This is a genomic window from Porifericola rhodea, from assembly GCF_030506305.1.
Taxonomy (GTDB): Bacteria; Bacteroidota; Bacteroidia; order Cytophagales; family Cyclobacteriaceae; genus Catalinimonas; species Catalinimonas rhodea.
Window position 1 is genome coordinate 405294 of sequence record NZ_CP119421.1, and the last position, 16851, is coordinate 422144.

Genomic DNA, 16851 nt, shown 5'->3' on the forward strand with positions numbered 1-16851 from the left:
AACTATTGCGATGGTATTATCATTGTGTACATACTAAATAGCTAATAAGGTATTGTTCCGGTTATATGCTACTGAAGCTTATAGATTATCAATATTTAATATTGTTTTGTTTACAAACTTCAGAAATTATTAACCTGAACCTATACTAATCAGTTGACAATATAATAAGTACGTCTAATGTAAGTTATCTGATAGTATTTTCCCTAAAAGCGAAGTTTTACTCAAATACTAAATTTATAATGAAAAATATAATCACTCCCATCATCTCGGCAGTGATAGCCAGCTTAATCACTATCGCCGCATTTGTATATTTCACCGGAGACTCCCTCAATGGTCAGGAGCAGGATTCGGATGCTTTTCCGGCGATAGCAGCGAGCTATTACGACGATGATGCCGGCAATACTGCCGTGGCTCCTTTTGACTTTACACTAGCCGCAGAAAAGGCTACTCCGGCGGTAGTGCATATTACCTCTCGCCAGGAAGCCCAGGCTTATAACGGGCAGCAACAGCAAATTCCTGAGATATTCAGAGATTTCTTTGGCGACAGGCTACCCCAGCAGGGACAACGCCAGCCCCGTTTAGGCTCTGGCTCCGGGGTTATCATCAGCGATGATGGATATATTATTACTAATAACCACGTAGTAGCCGATGCAGATGAGCTTACCGTAATGCTGGTAGATAACAGAAGCTATACTGCCTCCGTTATCGGTACTGACCCATCTACTGATCTGGCTTTAATTAAAATTGACGAAGAAGAACTGCCTTACCTTAAGTTTGCCAATTCTGATGAGGTAAAAGTAGGACAATGGGTAGCCGCTATCGGTAATCCCTTCAGAGATCTGAACTCTACCGTAACTGCCGGTATCATTAGCGCTACCGGACGTAACATTAACATTCTGCGTGACCAGCAATATGCTATTGAGTCTTTTATTCAGACAGATGCTGCCGTAAACCCTGGTAACAGTGGTGGTGCTCTAGTCAATCCTGATGGAGATCTGGTAGGCATCAACTCTGCTATTGCCAGTCCTACGGGTGCTTATGCCGGATATGCTTTTGCCGTACCTTCTAACATTGCCGCCAAGGTAGTGAGCGACCTTAAAGAGTTTGGTACTGTACAGAGAGGCTTTTTGGGCGTAAGTATACAGGAGGTAAACGCCGCTATGGCCGAAGAGTACGACCTAAACACCAACCAGGGGGTATATGTAGCTGAATTGGTAGAGTCTGGTTCTGCCGCTGCCGCTGGTATTGAAAAAGGTGATGTAATTGTACAGGTAGACAACAAGAAAATTACGCAAACCTCTGACCTTTTATCTTATGTAGGTAGAAAACGTCCGGGTGATGAGGTAAATGTAGTAGTATTGAGAGATGGCAGCCGTAAAGAGTACACCATGAAGCTAAAAACTCTGGAAGGTACTACAGAAGTAGCTTCACGCTCCAGAGTAGAGGCTTTTGAAGACCTTGGGGCTGAGTTTCAGGCACTAAGTGAGGAAGAAGCTGCCGAGCTAAATATTGAAGGTGGGGTAAAAGTAAATCGTACCTTTGCCGGTAAGCTAAGACAGCAGGGTATTCGCAGCGGTTTTGTGATCACTTCTATCGCAGGTAAGCCCGTAAGAGATATAGATGACCTGAGAGAGGTGGTAGAAAACGAAAGAGGTGGTGTGCTGGTAGAAGGTATCTACCCAGACAGCCCTAAAGAAAAGCAATACTATGGCTTACCACTATAATGTAGGCCACTAAACATAAGAAAGCCTCCAACTTCAGTAGTTGGAGGCTTTTTTTTGTATCATTATTTTATACTATACTACTCTTCTCCCTGCTGATCCAACTGCTCGGAACGAGTTTCTATCACATTTCTGAACTCAGGCAGGTCGTTCTTTACTACATTCCAGATCTGGCGGTGGTCTACCTCCCAGGCCTCATCAAACTTGGCACGTTTCAGGGCATTCAGCACATTATAATCCACAGAGGTAAAGTTTTCTTTAAACTCATCTGACAGTAAGTCGGCGGCCTCACCTATCTGTTGCAGGTTAGTCGCTACAGACTGACGTATACTTTCTTCACGAGAAAACTGATCGTACTCCATAGAGCCGATGTAAGCGTCTATTTCGTTAATCATAGTGCTAATATTGCTTAGATGTACTTGATCTTCTTCTTTCATATTAAAAAATGTTTTGGTTAGATTAAAAAAACACGTTCGGCGGTAAGATGTTTACTGTCCGCCCGCTCCGTTCTCGTATCCTTCGTCTATCAGTAGGTTATCGCCATCGGCACAGGCCACAGCCAGCTCGTCGCAACGCTCGTTTTCGGGTATACCGGAGTGCCCTTTGATCCAGCTAATCTCTACATCATGCTTGTTAAATAGCGGGATGAGGCGCTTCCAGAGGTCGGCGTTCTTTTTGTCTTTAAAATTTTTCTTCTGCCAGTTCCATACCCAGCCCTTATTAATAGCATCTACTACATATTGGGAGTCCGAAAAGATTTTGACCTTCATGCCCGGCTTTTTCAGGGCTTCCAGCCCTACGATTACGGCCAGCAGTTCCATACGGTTGTTCGTCGTCTTGCGGTAGCCCGCCGCGAGTTCTTTTCGGTGTTGTTTGTAAAGAAGAACAGTGCCATAGCCTCCCCTACCGGGATTTCCCCTTGCCGCACCGTCTGTAAACATTGTAATCATTAGGTAAACTGGTTTTTCACAAGTTTAATAGCTATGGACAACAATATGATGCCAAAGATTTTTCTTAAAATATTAAATCCAGCCTTACCCAATTTTAGTTCTAACCAGGCGGAGGACTTTAAAACTACAAATACTAATATAAGATTTATTACTATACCCAGAAGTATGTTGGGATAGGTGTAAGCAGCGCGGAGCGAGATCAGGGTTGTCATGGTACCTGCACCGGCCAGCAGCGGAAATGCCAGCGGAACAATGGAGTGGCTCCCTCCTTCTTCGCTGCTTTCGGGTTTAAAAATCTCAATACCCAGCACCATCTCCATGCCAATAAGGAACATAACGATAGCTCCCGCGATAGCAAAGGAAGCTACGTCTACTCCAAACAGGGCAAGGATAGACTCTCCCAAAAAGAGGAAGGTGATCATGATAAAACCCGCGACCAGCGTAGCTTTGCCCGACTGTATGTGGCCGTGCTTTTTTCTGAGCTCAATGATGATGGGAATACTCCCCAGAATATCAATTACTGAAAATAGAATTAGTGTAACAGACACAAGGTCTTTCCAATAAATCATGCCAATAGGTTAATGTCTTGAATGCAATGCTAGTGAAAAAAATTAAAAAGACTGAATGAAGCCTATGAGCTTTTCTATCTCCCACTCTTCTATGGCCGGAAAGTTAGCGATACGCAGGCTATTTTTTTTCCACTGACCGTAACCGTTTCCAAAAACCAAACCCTTTTTTCTGCTTTCTGTTCGTAATTTATCAATGGTAGCTTCATCGCTCTGGAAAGGCAACACGGTTAGGGAGCGCACCTCTTCATTATCTACTAAAAGATTAACCGGCTCAAAGGCCTGAAGCACTTTCAGCCAACGTACATATCGTTTTCTGAGCAGGGCTTCGGTTTCGGCTATATCCGGGCGAGCTTCCATCACCCTCATGAGCAGATAGATGTTGAGCACATTAGGAGTATAAGTAGTTTGCCACTTGTCCATCATCTGCTGCATATAGAGCAGACTGTTGTAGTGTGCTTTTTCATTTACGGCTGCGGCTTGCTCCAGCGCCTGCGGGGAGCATAGCAGTATAGCCATACCGGCAGGCAGCCCAAAGCACTTTTGCACAGAAGCATACCAGACATCTGCCTGCGTAAAGTCCAGCTCTACCCCTGCCATAGAAGAGGTAGCATCTACGGCCAGCAACTTTTGCGGATACTTCTGCCTGAAAGCCGCAATCTGCTCCATATTCAGGGCTGTGCCATTAGATGTCTCATTATGTGTAAGGGCAATCAGCTCCGTATCTTCAGCTACATTTACAAGATCTACATCCAGCAGCTCATTAATATCAAAGGTATGGGCACTGGCATGGGGTTGTAGCTTTTGTGCGTAGCTAAACCACTTTTCGCCAAAAGCTCCATTGTACACATGAAAAGAAGACTGCCTTACCAGACTCTGGCTGATAATCTCCCAGCACTCAGTAGCAGAAGAAGCAAAGAACACACTATAGTTATCGGGAATATGAAGCTTGGTCTTAAGCAGCGTAATGGCTGCAGAAGACACCGCCACAAACTCATGGCTACGATGGTTAGCGCTTAACAACCCCTGCTCGTAGGCTTCTCGCACATAAGTAGGCACTTCAGGATATACTTTGGAGGGGCCAGGGTAAAACGATACTACTTTCATGAGTCTTGTTCTGTAAACGAGGATACCGCCAGCTGATAACCTTGTAGTCCGAAGCCTACAATAATACCTTTACAGTTTTTGCTCAGGTAGCTATGGTGGCGAAAAGGTTCACGAGCATGCACATTGGAGATATGCACCTCAATCACTGGGGTCTCTATAGCGGCAATAGCATCTCCGAGAGCTACGGAGGTATGTGTATAGGCACCGGCATTGAGCACAATACCATCATAGCTAAAGCCCACTTCATGAAGCTTGTCAATCAACTCTCCTTCGTGGTTAGACTGGTAATATTCCAGCTCCTGACCTTTAAAACGAGATTGTAAGTCTTCAAAATAGGCTTCAAAGGAGGTTGCTCCGTATATTCCCGGCTCTCTTTTTCCCAACAGGTTGAGATTGGGACCGTTGATTATCAGGATTTTCATAGATATCGCTGTAAGTTTATGGCTTGGTTTCGTTGATACCGTAAAGTTAGAAATTGTAGTTAATTTGCCGGAATTAAAGCGAGCTAATTAGCATTTCTTTAGAGGTAAATGGATGTGTGAAGTACCGCTATTTTTAAACTAGCACAAATGGAGTAAATTGAGGTATGGCTAAACATAAAGAATGGGAAACCTATATAGGAGAGTTTGAGGACTACCTCAAGCTGGAGCGCTCTTTATCAGAAAACTCTCGCAAGGCCTATATCAGCGACATTGATAAACTACAACAGTTTGTAGAATTATCTGAGTGGGATCTGTCACCTCTGGAAATAGAGCAGGAGCATCTAGAAAAAATGCTGGAGCACGTATGTGATCTGGGCCTGAGCGTAGCCAGTCAGGCGCGTATTCTTGCCGGTATTAAAGCTTTTTATAAGTTTTTGCTCTTTCAGGACCTGATTATAGAGGACCCTTCGGTATTGTTGGAAGGCCCTAAACAAAACCGTAAGCTACCGGATACCCTTAACTATTATGAAATAGAAAGCATACTGGAGGCTATAGACCTCTCCACCCCGGAAGGCCTGAGAAACAGGGCGATACTGGAAACGCTCTATAGCTCTGGCCTCAGGGTTACCGAACTTACCGAGCTTAAGATGAACAACATCATCGCAGATATAGGTTTTCTGCGCATTTTGGGTAAGGGTAGTAAGGAAAGGATAGTACCAATTGGCAAAGATGCCCTAAAATATATCAAACAATATATACAAGAAGTACGGCTGCATTTGGAAATTGAGCCCGGACATGAGAATTTTGTTTTCTTAAACAGAAGAGGCAAGAAGCTGAGCAGAGTGATGATCTTTTATATCATCAAAGATGCAGCTCTGTTAGCCGGTATTAGCAAAAAGGTAAGTCCACACACTTTCAGGCACTCTTTCGCGACCCACCTGATTGAAGGGGGGGCGGATTTGCGTGCTGTACAGGATATGCTGGGGCACGTATCTATTACCACTACAGAGATTTATACCCACCTGGACAGAGACTATCTGAAACAGGTGATTATTGACTGCCACCCTCGCTCGCGCAGGCCTATTGCTGATGACCGACTAAATTCATAAAACAAAAACGAGTGTACAAACAACTGCTTAGACCTTTACTATTTCAGATGTCGCCTGAAGATGCGCATCACTTTACTACTAGCATGCTGCGCAGGCTCTACCATAGCCCTGGAGGAGAAGCCCTGCTCCGCAAAATGTATGACTGGGAAGATAATAAGCTGGAACGCAAACTCTTTGGCCTGACTTTCAAAAACCCTGTGGGCCTTGCGGCAGGTTTTGACAAGAACGCTGAAATGGTAGATGAGATGGCAGCTCTTGGCTTTGGCTTTGTAGAGATCGGTACGCTAACACCACGCCCTCAGGAGGGCAATCCTAAACCCAGACTCTTTCGCCTGTCTAAAGACGAAAGCCTGGTCAACCGCATGGGGTTCAATAATGAAGGAGTGGATGCTGCAGTAGAACGCCTGCGTAAGCGCCAATCCAACATTATCGTGGGAGGTAATATCGGTAAGAACAAAGTAACTCCCAATGCACAGGCAGAAGAAGATTATGAATACTGCTTTAATGCCCTGCACGAAGTTGTAGATTATTTTACAGTAAATGTCAGCTCTCCAAATACGCCTGACTTGCGAGAATTGCAGGAAAAAGACCCCCTTAAACACCTGCTACAGCACCTGATTGATTTAAATCAACAGAAAGCCCAGCCTAAGCCCATACTACTTAAGATAGCTCCCGACCTCAGCAATCATCAGCTGGATGATATTGTTGAGATTTGCCTTGAACTCAACATGGATGGCCTCATTGCCAATAATACCACTATTGAGCGCGAAGGCCTGCTTACGCCCAAAAGTAAGGTAAAAGCGATAGGCGCAGGCGGACTTAGTGGCCGTGCCGTTCGCAAAAGGTCTACAGAGGTGATTCGTTATTTGAATCAGCAACTGGGAGGGCAGATTCCTATTATTGGAGTGGGTGGCATTGCTTCTGCTAAAGATGCGCTGGAAAAGCTGGATGCAGGGGCCAGCCTGATTCAGCTTTATACCGGTTTTGTATACGAAGGGCCAACGGTACTAAAAAAGATCAAGCAGGCTATTGCCAGTCGCCCCGCATTAGAAAGCATTGAACGTTAAATTTTTATGTTTATCTTTTTTCAGCCAGACATAACGGAGGGCGCACACTATCTGGACAGAGAGGAGTCTAAGCACTGTGTAAAAGTATTGCGCAAGCAAAGCGGTGACAGCATTCGTATTGCTGATGGCAAAGGATCTTTCTACGAAGCTGTTATCAGTGAGGCCCATGATAAAAAATGTACTTTTGAGGTAAGGCAAAAAGACCATCAGCCGAAGGATAACTTCCATATCCATATCGCCCTCTCTCCTACTAAAAATATAGATCGTACCGAGTGGTTTGTAGAAAAGGCCATAGAGATTGGTGTGCACAAAATTAGCTTTCTGCTTTGCGAGCACTCCGAAAGAAAAGTGCTGAAGTCTGAGCGTCTGGAACGCAAGGCCATCAGTGCTATGAAGCAATCGCAACACGCTTACCTGGCTGATATACAGCCCCTCATCAGTTTTGATGATTTTGTGAAGGCTGAAGCTGAAGGCAGCCAAAAATTTATTGCCTATCTGGGAGAAGAACCCAGCCCACAGTTGGTGCATGCGGCACAGCCCGCAAAAAGCTATACAGTGCTCATTGGGCCAGAAGGAGATTTCAGCCCTAAGGAGGTAGATAACGCTTTTAATGCCGGTTTTGAAGCCGTAAGCTTGGGAAACAGCAGGCTAAGAACAGAAACTGCGGGTATAGCCGCCTGCCACAGTCTGCAATTGCTTCAGTTCCTTTAAGCTTAAACTAACAAACAAAAAATCACTCGCATGTTCACGAGTGATTTTACTTTGATCAAGTTTTGCTTATTTCCCTTTAAACTGCGGCTGCCTTTTTTCCTGAAATGCTTTTAACCCTTCCAGGTGGTCTGCCGTCGCCGCTGCTTTATCCTGAAAAACGGCTTCAAGCTCCAGCGTATCTTCCAGGCTCATATTCGCTGACTGATGGAACATTTGTTTGATCAGCCCTACTGTTTTGGTAGGCGCTTTAAGGTAGCCCTCTGCATAGGTTCTTACAGCTCTATCCAACGACTCCTCAGACACCACCCTATTTACCATTCCCAATTCCAATGCTACTGCCGACTGCACCTGTGTACCTAGCGTAGCGAGTTCAAAAGCTTTGAGACTACCAATCATACGGGGCAAAAAGAAAGTAGAGCCTGAGTCCATCACCAGTCCAATACCTACAAACAATTCGGAAAAGATAGAATCTTCAGAGGCCACCAGCACATCGCAGGCCAGTGCCAATGAGCAGCCGGCTCCGGCAGCCACTCCCTGAACCTTGGCAATAATTGGCTTGGGCATTTGTCGCATTTGCAGGATGAGTGGATTGTAAAATTTTCTGATAGCATCGCTGTAAGCCTTTCCTTCCAGCTCCTGCTGAGCAGCTTTAAGATCTTGTCCAGAACAGAAAGCTTTGCCAGCCCCCGCCAACACTACTACTCTTACATCCTCACTTTTCTCGGCCTGCTGGAATGCCTGTAGTAGTTCTTCTTTCATGCCATCGTTTAGGGCATTGTACACTTTGGGGCGGTTCATGGTGATAGTTGCTATCCCCGCCTCTTCTTCATAAATAATATATTGATACATACTCATTTGATTGTGCTTAAAGTTAAAGAAGAGTATACAGTAAAATGCTTAAAAAAACCATTGTGTACTATGACATTTTTTCTAATTTTGTGCTCCCCAACGCGCACGTGGTGGAATTGGTAGACACGCTGTCTTGAGGGGGCAGTGCCTTAACTGGCGTGGAAGTTCGAATCTTCTCGTGCGCACTAACTTGTTAATTTATAGCCCGAAGAGCTCTTTTTCGGGCTTTTTCTTTCCCCAAATCTTAGCCCGAAGCAGTGACCAGTGACCCTTTCAGTGACCTCACTATCTATTAGTGACCAATTTTTGGGGCAGTATGAGAGAAATCAATCTATTATGAAACTCCTTTATGTCGTTCGCAAGGCGAAGGCGAAGAGGACGGGATTGGCGCCGATATATGCCAGGCTTCAAATGAAAAGCCAAAAGACAGTAGAATTTTCTACAGGTATATTCATTTTACCTGAACAGTGGGATTCTCGTGGAAACGGTAAAGTGCAAGGCGAAGATCGTTTAGCTGATGTGTATAATAACAAACTCATTGACATTAGAGCGGAGATCATTAGTATCCACAGTGACTTAGAACGCCGTGGTAAACGATCTACTCCAGCCATTGTAAAGGGAATCTTTACAGGCGAGCTAAAAGAAAGAGCTACTCTAGTGCATGCAATGCACAAATACATCCAGAATCGCTCTTACGAACCCGAACTTTCCAAAAGTACAGTAAGTAATTTCAGAAGACAGATGAAAAACGTTCATCATTTTTTAGTCTTTCAAAAGGACCTTCAATTGTTATGTTCTGATGTAAATGTTCGCACACTTGCTAATTTAGATAATTACCTCAGAGGTGAAAGAAAGTTTAAACAGGTATACTGTAATAGGATTATAGGTTTTGTTAAAACCGTTGTGGATTTCGCGGTACTTCAGGAATGGATAGAATATAATCCTTTAAACAGCTATAAGTATAGAAGAGCTGAACGTAAAAAGAAGGTTTATTTAACTCAAAATGAGCTTCAAAAACTAGTAAGTCATAAGTTTGCCAGTTGGAGGCTGGCACAAGTAGCTGAATTATTCACCTTTCAATGCTATACTGGTTTAAGTTATGCCGAACTCATACGATTTGATCCCTCATGGATTAAAATTGGTGTGGATGGCAAGGAATGGATATTCACCGACAGAAAGAAAGTACATGGTGCACAGTGTGAAATCCCTTTATTCACCACAGCCAAAAAAATCCTGGAAAAATGGAAATACACTGTTCCAATCTTAGACAACCAACAATATAATCGTTATCTCAAAGAGGTAGCTTTCATTGTAGGTATTGACAAACACCTAACTACACATGTTGGTCGTAAAACTTTCGGAAATGTCTTACAGGAAAATGGAGTCAGTATAGAAAGTATCTCTGGCATGTATGGCCATGCTGATACTCGCATGACAAGAAGTTATTATGTAGATGTATCAGCAGTAAAAGTGGCAAAGGAAACAGAAGCTATTAGAAATTTATAAAAAACAGTGTTAATCACATAAGGGAGTAGCAAGCGATCTACTCCCTTCTTTTTTATCAAAAGGTAAATTATTATTTACCTTTTTTTTGTTAAATTTACGTGAATGAAGTGTTCAGAATTATTTAGAATTCTTAAGAAGGACGGATGGTACCCAATATCTCAGAAAGGTTCTCATGTAAAAATAAAACATTCTATAAAAGAGGGAATTATCGTTTTTCCTAATCATGGAAGCCAGGAGATGGGTAAAGGATTAGCGGACGTCGCACGGAAAAGAAAATCTTAAAAGACGCCGGATTAAAATGAAAAAGTTAAGAAAAAAAATACCGATAGTAGTAGAAAAAACCAATACGGGATTTTCTGCCTATGCTAAAGACTATCCTATTTATACTACGGGAAAGTCGGTAGCTGATTTGTTAGGTAATACTGTTGAGGCGGTGAACTTTTACTTTGAGGAAGAAGGGTATATTGCAGATGCTTCAAATATACAATTTGAGATTGACTGGCAGCACTTTTTTCAGGAGTACAAAATCATCAACGCTAACCTGCTTGCCCAACGTATTGGCGTAAATGCCTCATTACTTTCTCAGTATGCTAAAGGCAAAAAAACACCTTCACCCAAACAACAAAGAAAAATTTTAGATGGCATCCACCAAATCGGACAGGAATTAGCTGAGATGAATCTTATACTAAGATGAAAATTGAAGTAGAAGAAGTGCCTTCAAGGCTTCTTAAAAAGGTATGTTTATTTTTAAAGTTGTGTGGCATAACATATGATCCAAAAGAAGTATAAAAGGGCAATTGATGGTGGTGTAATTGAAATTCCATTGTGGGGGAATTTTGGATTTGTATATGCTAAACACATTGATGGGACTAAGCATGAAGAACTTGGGCGGTTATTAAGTATAATCAAAGTATATAATTTTATATCACCCCAACCCCTAGATGACATTACAATCTTAAAAACAAAAGAATATTTATATACTGGCATTTTAGTGGCTGGATTGCCCCCTACAATTACTAAAGGCTATTGGAAAGTGATAGGAAAAGCAGAGTTAACACTCCATGATATTCAGCCATTAATATTTAAAAAAAGGGCTTCTCCAAATGAAAGATGGAAATTGACCATAAATGGTGATAGAGAAATTAAATCTAATGATGAAGTAATCTGGGATCAATATGAAGAATACAAATATAGAGGAACGGGTAACATTGAATTAAGACTTACTTTGAAATTTATGGAATTAGAAAATGTAGATCCGTCCAATTACCTTGATCTAAAGGACGAAAGAATTAAATGGATGTTGAATTAAAGCGCCACACAACAAAGGCATAGCCTATGGTCCAACCAATCAGCCTTGCAAATGGCTAGGATAACCGCTACAGCACTTAGAATAAAAAAATGATAATTGTAGGATTAATTAAATTTTTGATCGGATTCATAGGCTTAGCAATAACTTTTGTATTTCTAGTAATTGCTGCTATAAGAAGAAGCTCTCAAAAACTGAAAAAAGCAGGAATAGCTTTTTTTTCTACTACGGCAGTTATCATAATTATTTCTTTGGTTGAATTAATGTTCTACCCAGTTAATCCAAAAAACGATAAACTAGTGTTTACTGCATTTCGGGAAGCCCCAATAGGAGCTTATTGGCTCGGGCTTTATTCCGATTCAACATGGGAAATGGGCAATTCTTCCAGAGAAATTGAAATCTCTGGAATTTATAGAATCAATGGAGACACCGTTGAATTAAAAGCTACCTCAGAAAAAGGTTTTTATAATGGCGATACCTTAAATTTTTTTCTTATTCAGGGAAAAGACTTAATAGAAATTGAAAATACCGGGATAAAAGGATTAAAAATCACAATGAACAAAATTAATTGAAACGGGCTGTAGCAGTAGAGTCTAGAACCTATCGCGTAAGCACCACAACACCAGCAGGCACTAATGTAAAAATCCCCCAGGTGATCCAGAACCATTTTCTTTCCTGTTTATTTCTAAAAACATAGCGAGTCCGGTACCTGATCTTCTTTTCCTGAGTTCCAGTTTCATCCAGATATTCATCATACTTCACCTTGTAGTCTTGGAGAGACTCTTCGGTACGAATCAATTCTATTTGGTTATTCAACAGCTTGTTTTGTAGGAGATCTGCTTTTTGGTAAAGCTGGTCCAGCTGAGCTATCTGAAATCTTAATTCAGCAAAAAGGCTGTCATTCTGCTGCTGCAGGGCGGCAAATCTACTTTTGAACTTATCATATTTGTCCAGGTCTTTTAATAGCAGTTGGTAAGTGGCTCTGTCAATCAGGATATCACTTTTCTTGATCTGTCCGGACAGGTATTGAGGAATAGTAACCCTTTCAATGACCAGGCTATCATTGCCTTGAGCGATAGCGTTTTGACAAGTCACTACGCTCAAGATACTGCATGATAACAGACAAACTATCCATGGCTCGTTCATAGCTGTGAATAAGATGCTTTTGATGATGCAAGAGAGAATCCCGCTGGATAATTGTAGTTTGAAGTTTACCATTGACACTAACTAAAGATGAGATAAGTGAATCCTGCTCCTGCACATGCATTTCAATGCGCCTGATCTGTATCTGCTGCTCTTCCTGCTTTTTTAGCGCGAGTGTGATCGTAATCCATACAATTGCGATCACGATTATTCCTAAAATCAATCCCTTATTCATCCTTGTGCTGATTATTCCTGACTGAAAATCCTAAGTCTGCTATTAGTTGTCTTAATAGATGGGTGTCATTATTTCTCATGGCATTATTGATATCTTTTAATCTTTCATCTACCTGTTTTGCATATTGCTGAACGGAGGCTTCAACTTTCACCTGATCCTTATAACAATCCTGAATTGCCTGGTTTTTGGTTTCCAGCTTTTGCATATACCACCAAATCAAGCCCCCAAGCACCATCAACAAAAAGCAAAGGAAAAACACCAGAAACCCCTGCTCTTTGCTGGTTTCCATAAGCACATTAGCGGCCGTCGCTACGGGGGCTTCTATTACCTGAAGTATGATCATCATTGAATCGCTTCACTTTCTAAATCCTGTAGTCTTACTGATACTTGAGCATATCGCTCGGTACCAGCACTATCTCGCACATAGAGGGTGTAATCTCCGGCAGGAAGATTCTCAAATACATTATTAGACTGATAAGCTTTGTCATCTAGTCTGTACTCAAAAGGCCCCACTCCATTGATAACTGTCACTGTAATAGTGCCATCACTGTTAGCAACCAGTCGCTGTTGGCCTTCTACTTCATGAGTGGTTTGAGTTTCATCAGTAATTTCGGTGCTGAACTGTACCGGCTGTACAAACTCCCCTACCCTATTGAAAGGCCTGTAACCTTGATGAGGATCTGCTTTGTTACCTGCTAGTTCAGGTAACCTGGCACATAATCCATTCAGGCTTTGAAAGGCAGCAAAATAGCCATAGCTGACAGTTGAGGGAAGAACTGTATGATAAAAGGTAGAGACATTAGGCTCATCGTAAGCATCTGCATAGCTCTTTAGCACTTCTCCATTACTGGGCCTGATGAGAGCATACGAATAGCTGACCTTGATTCTTTTATTGAAGGGTATGGGGTAACCTTTAATCTTGTAACGGTTAAGCAATCCATCAGCATCCAGGTACTCTATGCGCCAATCCGTTTCATCATCCACAAAGTCTGCATATACATGAACATCCAGCTCATTAATCTTATAAGTAATCATAGCTTCTTATCTTAATTTTAAAGTGAATTTTCTCTATCAAGGAGTCTTAGTCCATTGCAAGCTGCTTTCCTCCATATAAGCACGTTTGCCACTGATCAAATCCATAGGCACACCTGATTTCTGCATACAGGGAGCATGCAGACTGAGTTTGTCTGCCAAGTGTAAAGGCGGATTGATAGCATTGTGGCCTAATGCTCTGAGTTCATCAATCTCTGCGGTTGTCAGCACGTGAGCATTGTATATCTGGAGATTGCGCACAAAAGCGGGTGCGGGATTCTCATTGCCATCAGCACTACCAAAAAAGCCAATGGAATTGATAACCCCAGCTAAAAATACATTGTCAGAGCTGGCTACCTGATACCCATGCCTGTTGAATTTGCCTTGCACGTTTTGGTCAAAGGTCAATGCTACATGCGTCCAATTACCGATTCTTGCGTCCGGTATGCTAAGGCTTGTCCTTTCTGCATTGCTATTGCCATTACTGGTATGTGCCCAGGCAAAATAAAGTGGCCCGCCTGGGTTTAGGTATTTGACTGTGATATAGCCTCCCCCTGCCAATTGAGCATAGAAGAGGTTATTGGCACCTATACTACCGTTATAGCCTGTTGCATAGTACCAAAACGATACTGAGAATTTTGTCTCATTTACATCGGTATTCCAGCTAATTCTGGCTGTCCTGTTACTAAAGTTAGTAGGATTAGGACAATAGTTTGTGTCCAGTTCACCCGCTTGAAAACGGTCTATCGGGATGATAGGAGATTCATCAGAAGAAGTATAGTTTTCCAGCATAGCATTACCTCCGCTGGAGCCCTGGTTTTGAGTGAATCCTGCAATAACTTTTACCGATGAAATGGTGAATGTATTGCCTTTCCCAACTGGCCTTAACCACAATTTGGGCACATAAGCATTGCTGCGCTTTGGCCTCAAATGAAACACATGCGTACCTACTGAATCAAACCTGCCTACATCTCCCTGATCTCCAATTTCTACTTCGCATTTGTTGCCTCCTGTCCAACTATCACATACGATCTCAACTCTGATGCCTTGCCCAAAAACACCAACGCCAGGATGAGTTAGGTTTATGAGTGGTATAGATAATTCTGCATAATCCTGAACTCCGGTATAAACAGCTTGTCCGGTGTTGGTATCAACCGCAAATTCCTGACTTTGCTTTGTCCAGTTGTGGCCTTCCTGGAAGTTTTCAGAAGCCTCATCAATGTAAACTCTAGTCATTTCTCCATACAAAACCGTATGCACCTGCTTCATGACCTGAAAGAGCCCATTGTTATAGGCTTCCAGGACTTCCTTATCGTGCTTGGTAAACACACCTCTGTTGGCATAAAAGGCTACCAAACGGCAATCCAACTGCATATTTGCTGGAAAGGTATTATTACTACTTGCCCAGGCGGTAAAAAGGTATTGACGACTCATGTATTTTGGGAAGAAGTCGTTATAAATAGAATTGTAGTTGTGCGTCACTACATTATTGCCCACATATCGGCCCTGATGATAAAATCTAAAGCTATTGGCATTACCCACATTACCGCACCTAATCCCGAAATGATTCCATCCTTTTTGAATACTGATCACATCACTTTGCATACGAATGACACCAGGACCGTACAAATTTTCAAACTTAAGCCGCTTGCCATTCTGAATATAAAAGTGCGTCTGGCTGCTGTTATGCTGAGAGGTGAACAGATAACGCTCTGCTCCACTGGGCACACGATCCAGGTACAGGAAGAAGTGCATTTCTCCCCCTTTGGATTCAGTTAAAGAACCATCCAGCTGCATTCTTTGGGCTTTGCTTACAGCTTGTATTTGTAGCGCTGTAGACAAAGGAGGAAGCAGCGATTTTTTAACGGTTAAGGGTACATCAGCTATACCATCATCATTTGAATCTACATAAGGCTGATATGGGTTTTTAGTATAAAAATCTTTCCAGGCAGTTTGCACTGCACCTGTGTGCTGCTCTAAAGTGTAGTTTTTCAGTTGGGCATGGTAAGGGTCAAGATATCCGACGGGTGTAGTACTTTTCCTCCATTCTAAAATTTCAATGTCACAGTCCGTCCCTAATTGCCAAACCACATCAAGTTTTCTTTGTGCAGTACCTTCATTTTGAATGTTTGCTTCAAAATCAGTAGTAGTCTTCACCACGGGCAAACTGATATACACCCCACCATTAGCAGAACTGAATTGTTGCACTTGCAAACGGGCATCTGCCCTCTGTTGCGAATGTATTCTCAGCTTAATTCTAACATATTCACCTTTCCCCATATATACAGAACTATCACCATTATATACTGCATTGGAAGCATTAGGGCTAGCCGGGTCATGCGTAAGGCGATCCCCCTCCGTATAGCTGGAAGCTACTGCACCATTAACTAAAAATCTTTTGTTGGCATGATAGTTTGCTGATTTAACTACACCTATATCTTTAGCATAATTGTACTGATCTGTCACATCTACCAATACATCGCCTTCAGCATGTGTGCATGGATAATGGGCAACTACTGCACTATGTAGCGAAGAGGGAAGCAGGCCACCTAACACATGGATGTGTCGTATTTCGTGAGGAGTAGCTGTGCGATTGCAAATAAGAAGGTGAGATATGTAGCCTGACCATCTGTTCCTGGCATTGGTATCTTCTGATATAATCAGTTCATGGGCAGGAATAGTAGAAAAGCCTGTGTTGGTTTTGTAAGACTGGGTAGGTATAACAGCACCATTTATATAATACTGGCCTGTTTTTGTATTCCCATCATAGCAAAAAACCAAGTGAACAAGTTTATGAATATACTGGCTAAAAGGAATATAAAACTGATAAACGCCCGTCAGACATACCATTTGTATATACCATCTGCCACCTGATGTAGTGCTATAGGAAAACTCTATTCCTTGATTTAAACCTAATGTATCAGAGGTGAAAAGCAGATTATGGTTTGCATCTGAATTAAGTTGACAAAAGACAGATATGGTAAAGCTTTTATCTTTTTGAAGGGCTAAAGAAACATTAGGATTCACACCCGCACTGGCGTACTGGCTCACACCATCAAAGGACACCATAGAATCCGCATTTACCCTATCCTGTCGGGCTTGTTTGCTCTTTGAGACTACCAACATG

20 protein-coding genes and 1 tRNA gene are annotated in these 16851 nt (G+C 42.3%); 10 read left to right on the plus strand and 11 right to left on the minus strand.

The window, feature by feature from the left end; translation table 11 throughout:
- Positions 1 to 239 precede the first annotated feature (239 nt).
- Complete coding sequence (locus tag PZB74_RS01790) at positions 240 to 1724, plus strand: Do family serine endopeptidase (protein WP_302240276.1); 1485 nt, start codon at positions 240 to 242, stop codon at positions 1722 to 1724.
- 77 nt (positions 1725 to 1801) lie between these two features.
- Here PZB74_RS01790 and PZB74_RS01795 read toward each other — a convergent pair whose 3' ends face one another.
- The 5 genes from PZB74_RS01795 to aroQ are packed head-to-tail and all read right to left on the minus strand — an operon-like array spanning position 1802 to position 4766.
- Entirely contained in the window at positions 1802 to 2158 is a 357-nt protein-coding gene (locus PZB74_RS01795) for a HepT-like ribonuclease domain-containing protein (RefSeq protein ID WP_302240277.1), read from the minus strand.
- A 51-nt stretch (positions 2159 to 2209) separates the two neighbouring features.
- Complete coding sequence (gene rnhA / locus PZB74_RS01800) at positions 2210 to 2671, minus strand: ribonuclease HI (RefSeq protein ID WP_302240278.1); 462 nt, start codon at positions 2669 to 2671, stop codon at positions 2210 to 2212.
- Positions 2671 to 3240 carry a MarC family protein gene (locus PZB74_RS01805; RefSeq protein WP_302240279.1) on the minus strand — a complete coding sequence of 190 codons (570 nt, stop codon included), beginning with the start codon at positions 3238 to 3240 and terminating at the stop codon, positions 2671 to 2673. The genes rnhA and PZB74_RS01805 overlap by 1 nt, the downstream gene beginning before the upstream one ends.
- Positions 3241 to 3282: 42 nt before the next feature.
- Complete coding sequence (locus PZB74_RS01810; protein ID WP_302240281.1) at positions 3283 to 4344, minus strand: aminotransferase class V-fold PLP-dependent enzyme; 1062 nt, start codon at positions 4342 to 4344, stop codon at positions 3283 to 3285.
- Positions 4341 to 4766, minus strand: a complete 426-nt coding sequence (aroQ, locus tag PZB74_RS01815; RefSeq protein WP_302240283.1) for a type II 3-dehydroquinate dehydratase — start codon at positions 4764 to 4766, stop codon at positions 4341 to 4343. The genes PZB74_RS01810 and aroQ overlap by 4 nt, the downstream gene beginning before the upstream one ends.
- A 164-nt stretch (positions 4767 to 4930) precedes the next feature.
- Here aroQ and xerD point away from each other — a divergent pair, with 164 nt between their 5' ends.
- The 3 genes from xerD to PZB74_RS01830 are packed head-to-tail and all read left to right on the plus strand — an operon-like array spanning position 4931 to position 7653.
- Complete coding sequence (gene xerD, locus PZB74_RS01820) at positions 4931 to 5875, plus strand: site-specific tyrosine recombinase XerD (RefSeq protein WP_302240284.1); 945 nt, start codon at positions 4931 to 4933, stop codon at positions 5873 to 5875.
- Positions 5876 to 5886: 11 nt separating this feature from the next.
- Positions 5887 to 6942 carry a quinone-dependent dihydroorotate dehydrogenase gene (locus PZB74_RS01825; protein ID WP_302240286.1) on the plus strand — a complete coding sequence of 352 codons (1056 nt, stop codon included), beginning with the start codon at positions 5887 to 5889 and terminating at the stop codon, positions 6940 to 6942.
- Positions 6943 to 6948: 6 nt separating this feature from the next.
- A complete protein-coding gene (locus PZB74_RS01830; protein WP_302240289.1) occupies positions 6949 to 7653 on the plus strand; it encodes a 16S rRNA (uracil(1498)-N(3))-methyltransferase in 705 nt (234 codons plus the stop codon).
- Between the two features lie 66 nt (positions 7654 to 7719).
- On the opposite strand, the gene PZB74_RS01835 is transcribed toward PZB74_RS01830, so the two are convergent.
- Entirely contained in the window at positions 7720 to 8508 is a 789-nt protein-coding gene (locus PZB74_RS01835; protein WP_367281459.1) for an enoyl-CoA hydratase/isomerase family protein, read from the minus strand.
- 95 nt (positions 8509 to 8603) lie between these two features.
- Between PZB74_RS01835 and PZB74_RS01840 the strand changes: the two genes are divergently transcribed.
- From PZB74_RS01840 to PZB74_RS01865, 6 genes are all read left to right on the plus strand, one after another.
- Positions 8604 to 8687 (plus strand) — tRNA-Leu (locus PZB74_RS01840).
- Positions 8688 to 8838: 151 nt separating this feature from the next.
- A complete protein-coding gene (locus PZB74_RS01845) occupies positions 8839 to 10008 on the plus strand; it encodes a site-specific integrase (protein WP_302240290.1) in 1170 nt (389 codons plus the stop codon).
- A 102-nt stretch (positions 10009 to 10110) separates the two neighbouring features.
- A complete protein-coding gene (locus PZB74_RS01850; protein WP_302240292.1) occupies positions 10111 to 10290 on the plus strand; it encodes a type II toxin-antitoxin system HicA family toxin in 180 nt (59 codons plus the stop codon).
- A 16-nt stretch (positions 10291 to 10306) separates the two neighbouring features.
- The gene (locus tag PZB74_RS01855) at positions 10307 to 10702 is read left to right on the plus strand and encodes a helix-turn-helix domain-containing protein (RefSeq protein WP_277484660.1); all 396 of its coding nucleotides are present in this window, start codon (positions 10307 to 10309) and stop codon (positions 10700 to 10702) included.
- A 75-nt stretch (positions 10703 to 10777) separates the two neighbouring features.
- Entirely contained in the window at positions 10778 to 11317 is a 540-nt protein-coding gene (locus PZB74_RS01860) for an Imm26 family immunity protein (protein ID WP_302240293.1), read from the plus strand.
- Between the two features lie 89 nt (positions 11318 to 11406).
- On the plus strand, positions 11407 to 11886 hold the full coding sequence (locus PZB74_RS01865) for a hypothetical protein (RefSeq protein ID WP_302240294.1): 480 nt from the start codon (positions 11407 to 11409) through the stop codon (positions 11884 to 11886).
- A 28-nt stretch (positions 11887 to 11914) separates the two neighbouring features.
- Here the strand turns inward: PZB74_RS01865 and PZB74_RS01870 are convergent, their stop codons facing one another.
- The 5 genes from PZB74_RS01870 to PZB74_RS01890 are packed head-to-tail and all read right to left on the minus strand — an operon-like array spanning position 11915 to position 16850.
- Positions 11915 to 12418, minus strand: coding sequence for a hypothetical protein (locus tag PZB74_RS01870; protein WP_302240295.1), 504 nt, complete (start codon positions 12416 to 12418; stop codon positions 11915 to 11917).
- Positions 12375 to 12692, minus strand: coding sequence for a hypothetical protein (locus PZB74_RS01875; RefSeq protein ID WP_302240296.1), 318 nt, complete (start codon positions 12690 to 12692; stop codon positions 12375 to 12377). The genes PZB74_RS01870 and PZB74_RS01875 overlap by 44 nt, the downstream gene beginning before the upstream one ends.
- The gene (locus PZB74_RS01880; protein ID WP_302240297.1) at positions 12685 to 13038 is read right to left on the minus strand and encodes a hypothetical protein; all 354 of its coding nucleotides are present in this window, start codon (positions 13036 to 13038) and stop codon (positions 12685 to 12687) included. The genes PZB74_RS01875 and PZB74_RS01880 overlap by 8 nt, the downstream gene beginning before the upstream one ends.
- Positions 13035 to 13727, minus strand: coding sequence for a hypothetical protein (locus tag PZB74_RS01885; protein ID WP_302240298.1), 693 nt, complete (start codon positions 13725 to 13727; stop codon positions 13035 to 13037). Before PZB74_RS01885 ends, PZB74_RS01880 begins: the two co-directional genes overlap by 4 nt.
- A gap of 36 nt (positions 13728 to 13763) precedes the next feature.
- Entirely contained in the window at positions 13764 to 16850 is a 3087-nt protein-coding gene (locus tag PZB74_RS01890; protein WP_302240299.1) for a LamG-like jellyroll fold domain-containing protein, read from the minus strand.
- Between the last annotated feature and the right edge of the window lies 1 nt (position 16851).